The following is an 18,096-nucleotide window of genomic DNA, read 5'->3' as shown; positions in this document are numbered from 1 at the left end:
TTCCCTCTAGTAGGTTATCAAGTCTTTTTTTATTCCATATATTAAAAAATATAGACAACTAACTTCACAATTTCACTAATCAAAATACCGACCACTGCGAAATCAGAATCCCCGAATGTTGTATTCTCAAATCCTAAACCACCTAATATAGGTAATAATATCGCTGGTAGGAATGAAATTAGTAACCCATTTACAAAAGCGCCAAGTATCGCTCCCCTCCTACCTCCTGTTGCATTTCCAAATACAGCTGCTGTTGCTCCTGTGAAGAAGTGAGGAATTAATCCTGGTACTATTACACTTAAACCGATAAATGGAAGCAGAAACATGGAAAGGAGTCCAGCAATAAAACTTGTTAAAAAGCCAATAATAACTGCATTTGGTGCAAACGGAAAGATTGTTGGACAATCTAATGCCGGTTTTGCATTTGGTACAAGTTTATCCGCAATCCCTTTAAATGCAGGTACAATTTCTGCAATTAACATACGTACACCTGCTAGAATAATATATACACCTGCTGCAAACGTAATGGCCTGCATGAAAGAATAAACGAGATAATTTTGTCCGTTACTTAATTCAGTTTCGATAAACCCCTTACCAGCAAATGGCGCGACAATAAAGAACAATACAGCCATCGTTAATGACATAGATACTGATGTATCACGTAAGAAACCAAGTGATTTCGGAACTTGAATTTGTTCTGTTGATTTTTCTTTATTTCCAAATTTACTTCCAACAAACCCTGCCGCTAAATATCCAACAGAACCGAAATGGCCAATTGCAATATCATCCATCCCTGTAATCTTTCTAACATACGGTTGTAGTAATGCTGGAAAAATCACCATGAGTGCCCCTAAAATAACTGACCCAATAATGACTAGTGAAGCGCCTTGCATCCCTGTAGTTGAAAATACCGCTGAAATTAAACATGCCATGAAGAGCGTATGATGACCAGTTAAAAATACATATTTAAATTTCGTAAATCGTGCGATTATTAAATTTGTAATCATACCAAATACCATGATTAATGCCGTTTCTTTTCCTAATGTTTGCTGAGCTATTGCAACAACAGCTTCATTATTTGGAATTATACCTTTAATATGGAATGCTTTATCAAATATTTTACCAAAAACGTCTAAAGCTCCTACTAATATAGTAGCTCCGCCTCCTAAAACGACAAAGCCCATAATTGTTTTTAAGGTTCCTGAAACTGTGTCTGCAAAGTTTTTATTTTGCAGTAGTAAACCACACATAGCAAATAATCCAACTAATATTGCAGGCTGTCCCAAAATATCCTTCATTATTATATCAAACATAGCATTACTCCCCTTTCACTGTACTACATCAGGTGTTTTTGTAATGCTTCTTTAATTTCATTTTGATCTAAAATATTTGTTAAACCAGCAACTGTGCGTGTGCCATCTTCAAGATTACAAATAATATCTTTTGCACCTAAATATAAATCAGCTTGCTCAGATTTACTAGAAGCTAAATCTGTATGAGATACTTCTGCTTGTAATCCTAGTTCATTTAAAATTTTCTTCACATTCATTTCCACAATAAAACTACTTCCTAAACCATTTCCACATACAACTAATACTTTTTTCATTTTAATTTCCCCTTTAATTAGAATATTTAGCTATCATTTCTAATAATTTATCTTTTGAATCTGAATGTATTAACATTTCCACATTTTTTTGTTCAGATAGCATCTCACTTAATTGTGCTAATGCTTTTAAATGTGTTTCATTATCTATAGCCGCTAGCACAATAATCAAATTAGCAGCATGCTCTTGTTTTTCTGAAAATGAAACACTTTCTTTTAACTGTAGTAAACTCATTCCTAGCTGCTTAACTCCTGCTTCTGGACGAGCATGTGGTATTGCAATTTTAGGTGCAATAACAATATAGGGACCTAATTTTTCTACATTTACAATCATTTCATCAATATATTCTTCAATGATATATTGATTTTGTAATAACGGTTCAGCTGCTACCTTTATCGCATCTTTCCAATTATCAACTCGATTTTGTAGTTGAATAAACTCTTTAGTTAAAAGTTCGTTTAACATTGGTTTATATTTCTCCTCCTTCTCAAAATACACCGGACCACTCATAAATTCAGTCAATTCTCTTTTTAAAGATTGCTCATCTACTACATCGGAATATTTTCGAATAATTCCCATGACTACATCAACAGAATCCTTTTGATTCTCACCATACAATACTCCATTTACGTTTCTTAAAAGAGATGCTTTTTCAGAATCAGTTAGAATTGGATTCACCTTAAAAACAGGTACCCCTCTCTTCTCAATTTCAGTAGTTGTAATAATACAATCTACATCAAATGTATTTGATTCATATTCTCGCTTTGAAATTGCATTTAATATATCCACATTTGAAAATAATTTTTCTAATTGGTATTGCAACATACGTGATGTTCCAATGCCATTCGGACATACAAGTAGCGCAGTTTTCCGCGGATTGGGAACGATTCCTTCTTTCCTCATCCACGCTCCAAAATGCATAGTAATATATGCAATCTCATCATCTGAAACAGATTTTCTCACATATTCTTCAAAATGATGAATCACTTTTTTTGTAAGACAATATACCTCTTTATAATTTTGCTGAATCGTATTCAGTAATGGATTTTCAATATCTATTCCATACTTCACCCGATAAAATGCGGGTTTCATATGCAAATATAGGTCTGAAGACAGCCCGTTAAAATCTTCAAATATAACGCAAGCATAGTCCTGAAATTCTTTAATCATCCTGTCAACAACCAAATGTATTTCATCCTTATTATTTTTTTCATACATATTTTCCTGGTAATTTACTTTTGCACCTAACAAATGCGTCGTAATATAATAAATTTCATCACTTGGGAATTTAACAGCAAACTTTCGCTCAAACTGCTTCGCGATATACTTTGCTGCTTCAAATTGCTTTGAATCTCGAAGAACATTTTTTTCTGCTTCTTCCATTTCAATGTACTGTCCTTTTAAAATACGTCTATGGAACAAATACATGTAAACGCTTAAATTTTCAAGCACCTCATCTGTATATTGGATACCTAAAAACTCTTCACAGTTTGAAAGAATATTTTTTATGTTGTAAAGTGTTTCTCGTTCCAGAGTATCTTTTTCATTCCTCATGTCAGTTATAATGCATTTTACTTGTGATATTAAATACTCCCAGCCGTTTTTGGAAATAATGTGAGAGAGACTGGAAATTAACAAATTTCGTTTATCCTGTTCATCTCCAGCAATTTGATAGCCTTGTTTACGCCCAAATTGTAATAATAAATCATACTTATTTAGTTCTACTTTTAGCTTTTTTAAATCTGTAAGCACAGTATTACGACTTACTTGTAAAAGGTCAATTAAGTCTTCTAATAAAATTCTGTTTTCCTTTATGAGTAAGCATAAAATTAACCATATTTTTCTTTCTTGTGGAGAATATTCATATTGATCACTCGTAAATTCATTTAATTTTTTTACTATTATCTGTTTCGTTTCATTATTTAAGCAATAACCTAGAGGCCGGATATATTCAATTGAATGTAGCCCTTCCTCTTCTAACCAATCTTCAATCTTCTTAATATCATAATAAATTGTTCGCTTAGAAACTCGAATTACATCAATTAATTGATTTATAGACACATAACCTTCTGCTTGAATAATTTGTTGCAAAATATTTACACTTCGATTACCTAATATCATATATGGTGTACACCCTTTCTATACTTGTTCACTAATTGACTTGCAAGTATAGATACTAACTTTGCAAAATTAGATTTTGTAATCGTTTTCTATTAATATAATATCTTTTATTACCTCCAAATATAAGTCCAAATTTTGTTTTCTCTGTAGTGCAATGATTGTGCTTTAAAAATTACTTCAGCATACATTCCCCCGATGGAATACTTTATTTTCCTTTAATTCTAAAGTTCCCCTCATTATTCATTTACAGCAATGACAAAAAGATCTTTAGAATTTTTAATATAGCTTAGCACATATTAACCATAAGGAGTGATATGTATATGGAGTTTCTCTCATCTGAATATTTGTCTGCCTTACTTGCCATCATTGTAATCGATTTAGTGTTAGCCGGTGATAATGCCATCGTAATTGGATTAGCAGCAAGAAGATTACCGAAAAACCAACAAAAAAAAGTTATTATATGGGGTACTGTCGGGGCAATCGCTATTAGAGCCCTCGCTACCTTAGTTGTCGTTTGGTTATTAAAAATACCTGGTTTACTCCTAATTGGCGGTGTACTTCTTATATGGATCGCTTACAAGTTGATTGCTGAGGGCAAAAATCATGATATTAAAGCCGAAGAAGGATTTTGGTCTGCTATTAAAACCATTATTATCGCTGATGCGTTAATGGGCATTGATAATGTACTCGCTGTTGCAGGAGCTGCCCATGGTAACTTTTCTTTAGTAATCATTGGTCTATTAGTTTCTATTCCTGTAGTCGTATGGGGCAGTACATTGATTTTAAAATGGGTGGATCGTTTTCCTGTCATCATTACGATTGGAGCAGCGGTTTTAGCTTATACTGCTGCAAAAATGATTGTAGATGAGAAATGGTTTGCTGGATTTTTTGAAAGTAACCCTTTCATTAAATGGACATTTATCATTATTATCATTGTTGGTGTAGTTTTCTTCGGAAAAGCAAAACAAAAAGCAACAGCTAGTTCTGTCTAATAATGATGGTATATTTACAAATAAAAAGCGCTATTCATATGAATAGCGCTTTTTATTATTTAGCTTCCCCTTCCGGAGTCGTTTTTACCTTCGTTTTGTTTTTATCACGATTGTTATAGTTATACTTCGAACGATCTACTGGAGTGAATCCTTCCGGTGTGTAGAATCGTAATAAGTCACCATTTACGACTTGGTCAGAGTATTTTAGTGAGTTTTGAACCATTTGTTCATTTTTCTTTATTTCATCTGTAAATTCTACAGGTTTTCCAGTTGTTGTATCATAGTATTTGCCGTTTAGTGCAGTAACAGTTGGGCTTACGTAGTAACCGTTACGGAACGCAACGACTTGTTTATGCTCTGGTGATAATAAATCTGAACCGAATTGAACATAGTTTTTCGTATCTGTACCTAGTAAGTGTAATAACGTAGGAAGAACGTCAATTTCACCGCCATATTGATGTTGTACGCCACCTTTCACTCCTGGTACACGAACGATTAAAGGTACACGTTGTAACTGTGCATTTTCAAATGAGTTCATTTCTTTACCCATTACTTTTGACATTGCTGCGTTATGATTATCTGAAATACCGTAATGGTCTCCGTACATAACGATAATTGAGTTATCATATAAACCAGATTGTTTCAAGTAATCGATGAAGCCTTTTACAGATTCATCTAAATAGCGTGCTGTTTGGAAGTACGTATCTACTGATGAATCACCTGTTGTTGCTGGTTCAATCGTTGCTTCTGCCTTATCAATTGGATAAGGGAAATGGTTCGATAACGTAATAAACTTCGTATAGAAAGGTTGTTTCAACGTTTGTAATAACGGAATAGATTCATTAAAGAACGGTTTATCTTTTAATCCGTAGTTTACTACGTCTTTTTCATTCATATCGTAGTATGACGCATCAAAGAATTTATTAAAACCAAATGATTTATAAATATCGTCACGGTTCCAGAATGTTTTGTAGTTACCGTGGAATACTGCTGATGTGTATCCTTGTTGTCCTAAAATAGCTGGTGCTGATTGATACGTATTATGAGATTTCGTTGTAAAGACAGAACCTTGCGGTAAACCAAACATTGAATTCTCTAACATAAACTCCGCATCAGATGTTTTCCCTTGTCCTGTTTGATGGAAGAAGTTATCAAAGTATAGTGTATTCGCATCTTTTGTAAATGAGTTTAAGAACGGTGTAACTTCTTGACCATTTAATTTGTAATCAATTAAGAAGTTTTGGAATGACTCTAAATGAATATAAATTACGTTCATTCCCTTTCCTTTACCGAAATACTCAGGATTTGGACTTGCATAAGTTGATGTTAAATAATTTCGTACTTCTGTCATATTATCGCCATCAGCTAATGCTCGTTCTGTCGATGCTTTCGCACTTTGAATTCCATCATAAATTGTGTAGTTGTATGCCCCTAAATATTTCACAATATAATTACGGTCAAACGTTCTTGTTAATAATTCAGGACGGTCAGACTCTGCAAGACCTAAGTTAACACTGAATAATAAAATACCTGCTACAAATACTAGAGATAATTTATGCTTCGCAACACGAATTGGTTTTGGATTTGCAAATTTTGTTGCGACTAACACAATTAATATAATCGTGTCTAAAAAGTATAGTGGATCATAAAGATGTAGCAACGCAAGAATACTACCACCTAAATCTCCAAAGTTATTCGTTTGTGTTAATGTCGGGAACGTAATAAAGTCACTGAAAAAGCGATAGTATACTACGTTTGCGTATAAAAGAATCGACAATAACAAGTTGATGACAATTAGCCAAATATAAGATCGTTTCCCTTTTGCAAATAATGCAAGTCCTAAAAATAGAACTGCTGAACTAAGCGGGTTAAAAAACAGCAAGAATTTTTGGATTGTGTTTGAAATTCCTAAATTAAATTCCGTTACATACGCGGCATATGTTTTGAGCCAAAATAAAATAACGGCAAACAGAAAGAATCCAAAATGATTGCTTAACACACTTTTGCTCTTTAATAAGAACTGTTTCATTTCTCCACCTCTTTTAATCATCCAAGGCTTATTTTTTATAAGTCTGTCTCTCTATTCAAATTTTCTTCTTCAAATAGATTATCTTTATTTAACTATATGAAGAATATTAGTAATTATAATTTGAAGCTAGTATTTATTCAACTATTTCTTTTTAAACATTTTGACCTTGGTTTCTATTTAACAAAATAAATTTGTAACATTTCCTGTTTTCTCCCAAGATTCATCCACTAATTATGACATCCCATACTATATACCTTTATAAACTCATTCGCAAACTATTCTATCTCCAATTTTGGTACATATTTCACATGACAAAATAATGTTATTTAATTATATTGCTCACCTTACATTCCCCTGCTTCAACTAAATCTTAAAGTCATTACATCTCTTCCGTACATGAAAAATCCTCATGTTCATTAATATTATATTTGAATAATTATTCATTTGCCCCACCAGTGGTGTTATGTTTTCTCGACAAAAAAACTCGCTCTAAAAAGAGCGAGTTTTTTCATGATATATTATTGACCTTTGTACATTGCATCTACTTGTTTTTGAAGCTCTTCATTTTCTAAGTACTCATCGTAAGTTGCCTCTTTATCGATTACACCGTTTGGTGTTACTTCGATAATGCGGTTTGCAATTGTTTGTACGAACTGATGGTCATGAGATGTGAATAACATTGTACCTTTGAAAGCAATTAAACCGTTGTTTAATGCAGTGATAGACTCAAGGTCTAAGTGGTTCGTTGGATCGTCAAGTGTGATTACGTTCGCACCACTTAACATCATTTTAGATAACATACAACGAACTTTTTCGCCTCCAGATAATACAGAAACGTTCTTCTTAACTTCTTCACCTGAGAATAACATACGGCCTAAGAAACCACGTAAGAAGCTTTCTGACTCATCTTGTGGAGAGAATTGGCGTAACCAATCAACTAAGTTATAGTCACTGTTCTCAAAGTACTTAGAGTTATCTCTTGGGAAGTAAGATTGAGATGTTGTAACACCCCATTTGAATGAACCGCTATCTGGCTCCATTTCACCCATAAGGATTTTAAATAATGTTGTCATCGCGATATCGTTACGACCGATAAATGCAACTTTATCACCTTTATTTAAAGTGAAGTACACATTATCTAACACTTTTTCGCCATCAATTGTTTTAGAAAGGCCTTCAACAGTTAATAAGTCATTTCCTATTTCACGCTCAGGTGTGAAGCCAACGAATGGGTAACGACGTGATGATGGTCTAATATCATCTAATGTAATTTTATCTAATAATTTTTTACGAGAAGTTGCTTGTTTCGCTTTAGATGCGTTTGAGCTAAAGCGTGCAATGAAGTTTTGTAACTCTTTTACTTTCTCTTCTTTTTTCTTATTAGCATCTTGTGTTAATTTTAAAGCTAATTGGCTTGACTCATACCAGAAGTCATAGTTACCAACATAAAGTTGAATTTTACCGAAATCAAGATCAGCCATGTGCGTACATACTTTATTTAAGAAGTGACGGTCATGGGATACAACGATTACTGTATTTTCAAAGTTCATTAAGAAGTTTTCTAACCATTGAATCGCTTTTAAGTCCAAGTGGTTGGTAGGCTCATCTAGTAATAGAATATCAGGTTTACCGAATAATGCTTGAGCAAGTAATACTTTTACTTTCTCTGCACCAGTCAATTCTGATAATTTTTTGTCATGAAGATCTTCACCAATACCAAGACCTTTTAGAAGGATTGCAGCTTCTGACTCAGCTTCCCAACCGTTAAGCTCAGCGAACTCACCTTCAAGTTCTGCAGCACGCATTCCATCTTCATCACTAAAGTCTTCTTTCATGTAAATAGCATTTTTCTCTTGCATTACTTTGTAAAGTTGCGTGTGACCCATAATTACTGTTTCTAATACTGGGAACTCTTCATATTCGAAGTGGTTCTGTTTTAATACTGCTAGACGCTCACCTGGCGTAATATGTATATCACCTGTTGATGGTTCAATTTCTCCAGATAAAATCTTTAGAAATGTTGATTTACCAGCACCGTTTGCTCCGATTAAACCGTAGCAGTTACCTGGCGTGAATTTTATGTTAACATCTTCAAATAATTTGCGATCCGCGAAACGCAAACTAACGTTACTTACTGTAATCATTTGTGTCCTCCTACTAATACCGCTTATTTCAGCGTTTTCTCACCGATTGTCTTAAAAAATCGCATATTACGACTCAATTATTGTAGACTATAGCTATTATATAGTAGAAGCTGGATGAATAGCAACGGTTGATTACTATTCATCCCTTTTCTATCTTGAATAAAATGTACGTTTTTAACGAAATAATATTATATAGAAGCATATTTCATAATGAACAGAGATATGAAAGATGAAAAATTCGCAAAATATAAAGATGTGATGGACAAATTTATTAAATAAGAAGAATCCCCTTTTAAAAGGGGATTCTTTACTTTCTTTTACTTAATTTTTTCGTATAATTCTTCATTTTATTCGTTAACCCTATTAACGCAGGTATCAATATTGGCATCACAATAATAGCTAATAATAACAGTGCAACACCAACAACAGATGCTACTTGTATAAGCGTCAATACACCCGAAGGGATTAATGCAGCAAATGTACCACCTAAAATAAGTGCCGCTGATAATACGACTCCTCCTATGTGACGAGATGCATTTACAATTTTCGTTGCTGGGTCCCCCTCTAGCTCATTGTATCTCATCATTACGAAAATGCTATAATCCACACCTAAAGCGACTATCATTATAAAACTAAAGAATGGTACATTCCAGCTCAATGACTCTACGTTTAGTATGTGTGTACTAATTTGTTCACTTATACCAAGTGATGCAAAATAAGCTAATATTAAAGATCCAATAATGAAGATTGTATTTAAAAATGACCGTGTAATAACGAGTAATACAACCGCAATTCCAATTAACATAATTGTAGCTGTACGTAAGAAATCTTGGCCCGTTACTTCTTTTAAATCAACGTTTCTTGCTGTTGTACCGCCGATCGCTTTTTTTGTTGATTTTAATTCTGTACCATTTAATGTACCGTCTATCGTTTTATTAATTTCTTCAATGATTGGCATCGCTTCTTTTGAATACGGATTTACGTCTAAAATGATTGTCATTTTAGCAGTCTTTCTATCATGTGACATGTACGTATTCAATGCTTTTTGGAAATCTTCTCCCTCTAAAACTTCTTTTGGAATATAAAATTTCTCAGAGCTTTTTGATTCATTCAATTCTCCTAAATATTTCTGAGCATCCCCTAGTCCGTTACTTACCTTTTCGAGCCCTTCTGTACTTTTAGATAATCCTGATTGTAATTGCCCCATCTGTTCTTGCAAGTCTTTCAGCCCGGTTAATAACTGGCCTTGCCCATCATTTATTTTTGTTAATCCGGTTTGTAACTCAGATGACTTGTTCGCAATTTGTTTAGAACCTGAAGCACCTTCATCTAATCCATTTTTAAGATCAGCTGCTCCTTTTTGTAATTTAGTAACTCCATTGTTCATTTCTTTTAAACCGTTATCCACTTTCAATAACGATTGATTCGCTTCTTTAAATGAGCCCATCGCCGCTTTATGATGCGTTGCTAATTGATTTAATTCATTTGAAAGCACACCTAATTGCTTCTGAGCCTCTTTAGCAATTCCTATCGTTTGTAGTATGTTCGGATCATTTGCTAATTCTGGTTTCGTTTGAATAAAATTGGTCATTAACACTTCAATTTGTTCATAACCTTTTTTCGCACCATCAATTGCTTGAGAAATACTTCCGAAGTATTGATCGTAAGAGCTTAAACCTTTTTCTAACTGTGCATAACCAGCATGAAGTTGTGAAGTTGCATTAGATAAAACATTTATATTTTCATTTACTGAAGTTAATCCACCCTCAATTTGTTGCGCACCTTGTGCTCCGTCATTTATACCACTTGATAGTTGATGTAAAGCTGTTCCTAATGCCGTTACACCGTTTTTCGCTTCGTTTGTTCCATCAATTAACTTTTGAACGTTTGCAAGACTATTTGAGTCTTTACTACCCATTTTATCTTTCGCAGCAGTTAACCCATCATTAATGTCCTTTATACCACCATTGGCATCTCCTAACCCCGTATTTAGTTCTCCAGCTTGTTTATTTATATATAGTTCTTTTATCCTTTCCCCAGTTGGACGCGTCGGTGAATATACTTCTGACACACCTTTCACTTTCAAAATCTTATCAGTTAGTTCATCTAAAGTTTGAAGAGAACTCGCCTCGTCTAACTTGTTATCCGATTGAATGACTAACGTACTTGGTGAAGAAAAACCAGGTGGAAAATGTTCTTCTATTACGTTAATCCCCTTTTTCGATTCATATTTATTATCTACTTCAAATAAATCATTGTAATTTAGTGTGTTAGAATATTTCATTAGGAAAGGAATCGATATCACAAATACAATGATTAAAGCTGCGAATGGTCTTACTACTGAGTTTTTCGCAAGAAATCCCCATAAACGACTATCCTCATGACCTTTAAATGTTTTTACTGGATAAAACATTCCTTTTCCTAAAAGCACCATAAAAAATGGATTTAACGTAGTTAATACGAGTAATAATACTGCGACACCAATTGCTACGGCTGAAGTAGATTGATATAATTTAAAACTCGCTAAAGCAAGAGATGCAAAACCAATTAGTACTGCTATCCCACTATATAAAACGGTTTTCCCTGCCGATTTAAACGTTTCTTTCGTAGCTAAAAATGCATTTTCTTGTTTACTTAATTCTTCCTTAAACCTTGTATATAATAAAATGTTATAGTCTGTTCCAACCCCAAACAGGACAACAACTACAAACACTTGTGTAAAGTTAGAAAACGGAAAATTAAATTGATCTACTAGGTGGGCAATAATCCCCATTGAAACTAAATATGATACACCCACTGTAAGCAGAGAAACGATTGGAACAATTGGTGAACGAAATACAATGATTAATACAACTAAAATGAAAATGATAGAAATAACTTCTGTCTTTTTCACTCCCTCTTGAGAGGATGTAAGAAAATCACCCGCTATTAAATCACTTCCTGTTAAGTACGTTTTAACTCCCTTCGGTTTAATTTTATTATGAAGCCCATTTGCAATTTTTGATATTTCACCATGTTTTTTATCTACAGAAATTTGCGTTAAAATGGTCGTATTGTCTTTAGATATCAATTGTTTTTCCAAGTCTTTATTATCTAAATGTGAAACAACTTCCTTAATTCCTAATTGCTCTTTTTCATTTTGTAAAGCGTTGATTGTTTTTATTATTTCATCTTTTTGCTCAGTTGTTAAAGCTGCTTTACTTCCACTATTAAAAACAGCTATAACATCATATTTTTCTGTCCCGTCTTTATCCATCTCTCTTATCATTTTGTCAGCGATACTACTTTGCTCTGTATTCGGAATCGTAATATGCCCTTTTTCTTTCACTAATTTATCCATATTAGGCATCGTTACGATCATTGTAATAGTAATAACTATCCATAATAGAAAAGATAAACTTCTCCAATTTTTTAGCTTACTCATTTTAATCATCTCCCATTTTGAAAGTATAATGTTAGTTCCGGAATGAATATTCATTCCTATTATTTTGAAACTATTTTTAGGAATGAACGTTCATTCCTTTGGTTGCACAAATACCCTCTCCTACTTTCATTTTTTAAATCTATTTAGGAATGAATATTCATTCCTGTCCTTATAAAGCTATAGAATCAAATGATTCTAATAGCATTCCAAGAGCTTTCTTCCAATTCTTTTACTAACTCTTTCGAGTATTCTAATTGCCCTGTTGCAATTACTTTCGTTAATGCTTCTAGCGGCTGATATACAATAATAATTAAAGCAACTGGAGGCAATGGACGAAGAAAACCTTTTGCGATTCCATCTTCAATAATATTCATAAAGAAGCCTATAAAATCGTCAAATATTTTCTTACTTTGTTCATCAAGAAAATAACTGTCACAGTGAGAATTTGTAAATAAAAAAGCGTCCACATTGTTTCTCGCAAATTCAAATAAACGGTTGTACGTATGACTAAACTGTTCACGAATATTTGCTTCAACAGGAAAATCTGTTTTTATCATTTCAGAAAGCTCTAACATACTTTTTGAAAATAATGAGTTAACTAGTGCCTCTTTATTTTCAAAATAGCGATAAATAGTACCCGCACCGACTTTTGCCTTTTCAGCGATCATTGGAATTGTCGTACCATCGTAACCACGCTCTGCAAAAAGTTGCATCGCAGCATCAAAAATATCCTCTTGTTTGTTTTTAGCCATTTTTTCCACCTCTATTTTTAGGAATGAAAATTCATTCCGTTTTTAATTATAAATTACAAGGACTAAAAGTCAAGTGCGTAACTACGTATAGTTGCAATTTTAATCCCTTGTTTGTGAATCAATTTATATCAGCGGTTTTTAGAATACATCGACTTACCGACAAAAACGAGAACCAAAGAGAAAACCGTCCCAAATTTTGTTTGGGACAGCCCAATTTCCTATTTAAAGCTTAAAAGAAATCATAAATAAAAGCTTTACGTACTGGAACTATATTCTCAAATGCTTGTATTTCCTCTTCGCTTCCGCTAATGAATTCTAGTTCATTAAGTTCTAACGGACGCTTGTAGCCAAACATTATTGTAGATAATGCGTTAATATCCAGCTTAATTCCTTTATCTATTGTTTCCTCTTTCATAATTGTTATTTCATGATTCGCAAGCCTCACTGATACGTTGTTCCACGGAGCAAATGCGTCTGTAATGTGTAGAATCACTTCTTGCTGTACATTGTTCCAGCTCAACTCATATTGTTTTAAGAACTGCTCTACATCTACAATTCTTCCCATAAAATATGGTTTTATTTCTGTCTTCACGCGTGGCTCTTGCAATGAATATAGCAACGGTTCGTTTTCACTTACTGTCATTTCAAGTTCTTTAATCATAGAATCATGCTGGCAAATAAAGTTCCACAGACCATTTCGTGCTTCATTATGCAGTAGTACAAATTCTTCTACTGTCATTTTATAGTTTTCTATTTTGTATAACATGTAACCGGCTGCCTTTTTATTTTCATCATAGTAAATCGCTAATGTTAAATCATCATAAACCGCTTGAAACCACCAGTTCTTCTCTCGAACTAACATACCTGAAAAACGTTCTGCAAATGCTTCATAGAGCTTCTCGACTTCTTCTGGATGATTTTCTTTATTGAAACGTTTCACAGTGCCATTTACTTGTTTTTTCATCAATAAATCGCTCTTAGTCATATGACATGTGACTAAATTCGCACAAAGTTCCCAGCCGTATTTACGGTAAAATGAAACCGCAAATGGATGTAACATAGAGACTGTATAGCCATCTTTTTTCATCGTTTGAAGTGAATATTGAAGTAGCTCTTTTACATACCCACTTCTTCTATACTCAGGATACGTCGCTACCCCTGCAACGCCACCCATTTTAAATTTTTCTTTACCTATGTAAATATGAAACGGAATAAGATGTAGTTTTGCTGCTAAGTCTTCCCCTTCCATAATGCCGTATATTTCATGACTTTCCTTCATCTTTGTAAGTTGCTGCTGTAATCGTTCCTCATCTACTTTATATTGAAAAGCGTATTCTGATAAACATAATGCTTCTCTGAACTTATCTTCTTTTAATTGTATGACATTCATATAATTCTCCTCCATTCCCTGTTTGAATTGTATCACAATTCTTTCTATTGTAGTTCGGTAAGTGAAATTAGAAAGACGTTTTAACAAAAAAAGCAGATACATCACGTATCTGCTTTCCATCCTTATTATTTAGCTAACTTTTGAAGTTCATCAAAGAATGTAGGATATGATACACCTACTGCTTCTGCATCTTCAATAATTGTTTTTCCTTCTGCCAGGCAGCCAGCAATCGCAAGCATCATTCCGATGCGATGATCACCATAACTATTTACTGTATTGCCTTTTAGAGCTGATTTTCCGTAAATGATCATGCCGTCATCAGTTGCTTCTATGCGAGCTCCTAGTTTCGTTAACTCAGCAACGACTGTATCAATACGATTTGTTTCTTTTACTTTTAATTCGTGTGCATCTTTAATTACTGTAATTCCTTCCGCTTGCGTTGCCGCTAATGCGATTACAGGAATCTCATCGATTAATCTAGGGATAATATCTCCGCCAATTTCAATTCCTTTTAATGAAGATGTTTCAATTGTAATATTTGCAGCTGGTTCTGATGCCCCTTCGTTAATTAGATCTACAGTGAACGTAGCACCCATTTTCTCTAAAACATCAATAATACCTGTACGAGTTGGATTCATTCCTACATTTTGTAATACTAGTTTACTATTTGGGATGATTGCACCTGCTACTAAGAAAAATGCTGCTGATGATACGTCACCTGGCACTTGAATGTCTGTTGCTGTTAATTTTTGTCCACCTGACAGCTTCACTGTTTTCCCTTCGCGAGTTACTTTAACACCAAATGCTTCAAGCATTCTTTCCGTATGGTCGCGTGAAATATGTGGTTCTGTAACAGCTGTTACACCTTCTGCACGAAGACCTGCAAGTAAAATAGCTGACTTTACTTGTGCACTTGCAACAGGAGAAATATATTCAATTGCTTTTAAATCTCCGCCACGTATTGTTAGCGGTGTAAATGTTCCTTCTTCTCTGCCGTCAATGTTTGCACCCATTTGTTTTAATGGGTTTGTTACACGCTTCATCGGTCTTTTTGCGATAGACTCATCACCTTGTACGCAAGAGAAAAATGGTGTGTTAGCTAATATACCTGACATTAATCGAATTGTTGTACCAGAATTACCAACATCTAATACAGCTTTCGGTTCTTGTAAACCTTCTAATCCTTTACCAACTACAATAACTTCATCACCGTTTTGCGTAATTTCTACTCCCATTTCTTTAAAACATGAAATAGTACTTAAACAGTCTGCACCGGGCAAGAAACCTTTAATTGTTGTTTTCCCTTCTGCAATCGAACCGAACATAACAGCACGGTGTGAAATGGATTTATCACCTGGGATTGTAATATTGCCATTCAATCCGTTATTAACAGGTTGTATTGTTCTTTCTTTCACGTTTTTCACCTTCTCATTTAAATTGTTTCATAAGTTTGGTATTCTTCTTCTCCAAGCGCTAGCTTTGCTTTCATACGATCTTCTTCCCTTTGGAAACTAATACGTAATACCCCAAGCAGTCCTTCACGCGCTTCTAATATTTGCAAGTTCGTAATACTAATTTCCTCGCGCGCTAAAATACTCGTAATATGAGCCAATGCCCCCACCTTATCTAATACATCAACGTATAAGTCGTGATAGGCAGGAATTGCACCACTCTTTCTTACTGGTAAAGAATCACGGTATTCTTTCGCATCTGCAAAATAGTTTTGAATCTCGCCTGCATCTCCGGTAGAAACTGTCTTATATAAACCTTCCATTTCAGAGATCCACTCTTTTAATAATACCATTAAATGCTCTCGATTTTGCTTTACAATATCACTCCACATTTTCGGACTACTAGATGCGATACGTGTAATGTCTTTGAAACCTCCAGCAGCGAGTTGATGAATGAGCGGATTATCTCCTGCATGTTTCTCAACTTGCTTTACTAAACCTGCTGCGATAAGATGCGGGAAATGACTAACAATCCCTGTTACATAATCATGTTCTTCTGTATTTAAAACAAGAAAATGTGATCCTGTTCCTTTTAACCATACTTTAAGGTCTTCTACTTGTTCATTTGGTACATGATTCATCGGTGTTAAAATGTAAAATGCATTTTCAAATAAATGCGCCTTTGCGCTTTCAACTCCCGTTTTATGAGAACCCGCCATCGGATGTCCCCCAATGAAAGAAACTTCCTTTGAAAATAAAGCTTCCGCTTCGTTCATAATAGACCCTTTTGTACTACCAACATCAGTCACTATAACATCTTCTCGTAAACGGAATGACGCAAGTTTGTGTAATAGCTTCTTCGTTTCTTCAACTGGAGAAGCAAAAACAATTAAATGTGCCTCTTCACATGCACGCTGTAAATCAACTGCTACTTCATCTACTACGTGTAATTCTTTTGCACGCCCTACTTGCTCTTGAAATATATCGTACCCTGTTATCGTTACATCGTGCTCTTTCTTAATTGCTAAGGCGAGAGAGCCTCCTATTAAACCTGTTCCAATTAATACTACCTTTTTACGCATTTGCCTCATCTCGAGACTTACTTTTTTTATTTTCAAAGTGTTGTTTTAACACTGAAATCACTCCTTCATTTTGCTCCCTTGTTCCAACTGTAATACGGACACCATTTGGGAATGGACGAATAATAAACCCTGCATGTGCACAAGCTTCATAAATCTCTCCGGCGTTATCTACCGGTAAGAAGATGAAATTAGTTTGTGACGAATAAAATGGTATTTCATTTTCCTTACAGAAACTCTCGTATTGCTGTAATCCTTCTGTATTCACGCGAACTATTTCTTCAATAAACTCGTCATCACCAAAAGCAATCGTAGCTGCTTTTTGCGCTAATGAAGATACGTTAAATGGTAAACGTACGACATTTAATTTCTCAATTAGCTCTTCCTGTCCGATCGCATATCCAACGCGGAAAGAAGCTAATCCGTATGCTTTAGAAAACGTTCTAAGTACAAGAATGTTTTTATGTTTTTCTAAAAGCGGTAATGTCTCAGGAAAATCTTTTGCTGTTACGTATTCATAGTACGCTTCATCAATGACAATTAACGTATTTTCACTAATGCCTTCAATAAATTGAGTTAATTTTTGCTCATTCACATATGTGCCCGTCGGGTTGTTCGGATTACAAATCCATACGATTTTCGTATTATTATTTACCGCTGACGAAATTTCGTCTAAATCGTATACACCGTTATTTAAAGGAATTTCTATCACTTCACAGCCTTCAATAATTGCATGATGACGGTACTGCGGGAATGTTGCACCAGCCGTTACGATATTATCTCCTGCTTTAAGTACTGCACGGCTTATCATTTGAATGACTTCATCTAAACCACTACCACAAAGTACTTGTTCTAATTGTACATGTAACTTATTTGCAATTGTTTGACGGAGCGTCGTAGCACCTCCGTCAGGATATAAAGCATGTTCCAACCAAGATTTTTGCAACTCTTCTAAAACTCTCGGTGAACAACCGAATGGATTTTCATTCGATGCTAATTTCACAAACGAATGATCTCCGTACACTTCTTTCATTTGTTCTGGTGATTTACCTGGTTTATATGGTTGTAATGATGATAGTTGATCTTTTACTTGCACGTTAAACCCACCTT

General features: G+C 34.4%; 12 protein-coding genes. 1 reads left to right on the top strand and 11 read right to left on the bottom strand.

Annotation, left to right across the window (positions count from 1 at the left end; all coding sequences use genetic code 11):
* Positions 1-41: 41 nt before the first annotated feature.
* From ACO6VI_RS19090 to ACO6VI_RS19080, 3 genes are read right to left on the bottom strand one after another with little or no spacing between them, the layout of a single operon-like run.
* Positions 42-1,313, bottom strand: a complete 1,272-nt coding sequence (locus ACO6VI_RS19090; RefSeq protein ID WP_161519836.1) for a PTS ascorbate transporter subunit IIC — start codon at positions 1,311-1,313, stop codon at positions 42-44.
* 23 nt (positions 1,314-1,336) lie between these two features.
* The gene (locus tag ACO6VI_RS19085) at positions 1,337-1,606 is read right to left on the bottom strand and encodes a PTS sugar transporter subunit IIB (RefSeq protein ID WP_000757316.1); all 270 of its coding nucleotides are present in this window, start codon (positions 1,604-1,606) and stop codon (positions 1,337-1,339) included.
* Between the two features lie 13 nt (positions 1,607-1,619).
* Positions 1,620-3,725, bottom strand: a complete 2,106-nt coding sequence (locus tag ACO6VI_RS19080; RefSeq protein WP_078993804.1) for a BglG family transcription antiterminator — start codon at positions 3,723-3,725, stop codon at positions 1,620-1,622.
* Positions 3,726-4,045: 320 nt separating this feature from the next.
* On the opposite strand from ACO6VI_RS19080, the gene ACO6VI_RS19075 reads away from it, so the two are divergent.
* The gene (locus ACO6VI_RS19075) at positions 4,046-4,717 is read left to right on the top strand and encodes a TerC family protein (RefSeq protein WP_088020671.1); all 672 of its coding nucleotides are present in this window, start codon (positions 4,046-4,048) and stop codon (positions 4,715-4,717) included.
* Positions 4,718-4,772: 55 nt separating this feature from the next.
* On the opposite strand, the gene ACO6VI_RS19070 is transcribed toward ACO6VI_RS19075, so the two are convergent.
* The 8 genes from ACO6VI_RS19070 to hisC all read right to left on the bottom strand — a co-directional run bounded on the left by ACO6VI_RS19070 (position 4,773) and on the right by hisC (position 18,082).
* A complete protein-coding gene (locus ACO6VI_RS19070; protein WP_161519835.1) occupies positions 4,773-6,746 on the bottom strand; it encodes an LTA synthase family protein in 1,974 nt (657 codons plus the stop codon).
* Between the two features lie 518 nt (positions 6,747-7,264).
* A complete protein-coding gene (locus ACO6VI_RS19065) occupies positions 7,265-8,890 on the bottom strand; it encodes an ABC-F family ATP-binding cassette domain-containing protein (RefSeq protein WP_000633860.1) in 1,626 nt (541 codons plus the stop codon).
* Positions 8,891-9,197: 307 nt separating this feature from the next.
* Complete coding sequence (locus ACO6VI_RS19060; RefSeq protein WP_000040248.1) at positions 9,198-12,314, bottom strand: MMPL family transporter; 3,117 nt, start codon at positions 12,312-12,314, stop codon at positions 9,198-9,200.
* A 185-nt stretch (positions 12,315-12,499) separates the two neighbouring features.
* Positions 12,500-13,066 carry a TetR/AcrR family transcriptional regulator gene (locus ACO6VI_RS19055; RefSeq protein WP_001107300.1) on the bottom strand — a complete coding sequence of 189 codons (567 nt, stop codon included), beginning with the start codon at positions 13,064-13,066 and terminating at the stop codon, positions 12,500-12,502.
* Between the two features lie 229 nt (positions 13,067-13,295).
* Positions 13,296-14,456 (bottom strand): GNAT family N-acetyltransferase, encoded by a 1,161-nt coding sequence (locus tag ACO6VI_RS19050; RefSeq protein WP_422423832.1) that lies wholly within the window; start codon positions 14,454-14,456, stop codon positions 13,296-13,298.
* A gap of 125 nt (positions 14,457-14,581) precedes the next feature.
* Positions 14,582-15,871, bottom strand: coding sequence for a 3-phosphoshikimate 1-carboxyvinyltransferase (aroA, locus tag ACO6VI_RS19045; RefSeq protein WP_000664625.1), 1,290 nt, complete (start codon positions 15,869-15,871; stop codon positions 14,582-14,584).
* A 17-nt stretch (positions 15,872-15,888) separates the two neighbouring features.
* Positions 15,889-16,989 (bottom strand): prephenate dehydrogenase, encoded by a 1,101-nt coding sequence (tyrA, locus tag ACO6VI_RS19040; RefSeq protein WP_063547662.1) that lies wholly within the window; start codon positions 16,987-16,989, stop codon positions 15,889-15,891.
* On the bottom strand, positions 16,982-18,082 hold the full coding sequence (hisC, locus tag ACO6VI_RS19035; RefSeq protein ID WP_063547664.1) for a histidinol-phosphate transaminase: 1,101 nt from the start codon (positions 18,080-18,082) through the stop codon (positions 16,982-16,984). Before hisC ends, tyrA begins: the two co-directional genes overlap by 8 nt.
* Positions 18,083-18,096: the final 14 nt, after the last annotated feature.

Source organism: Bacillus sp. PSXD-155 (assembly GCF_049310765.1).
GTDB classification, from domain to species: domain Bacteria; phylum Bacillota; class Bacilli; order Bacillales; family Bacillaceae_G; genus Bacillus_A; species Bacillus_A cereus.
This window is presented reverse-complemented; position numbering and strand designations above follow the sequence as displayed.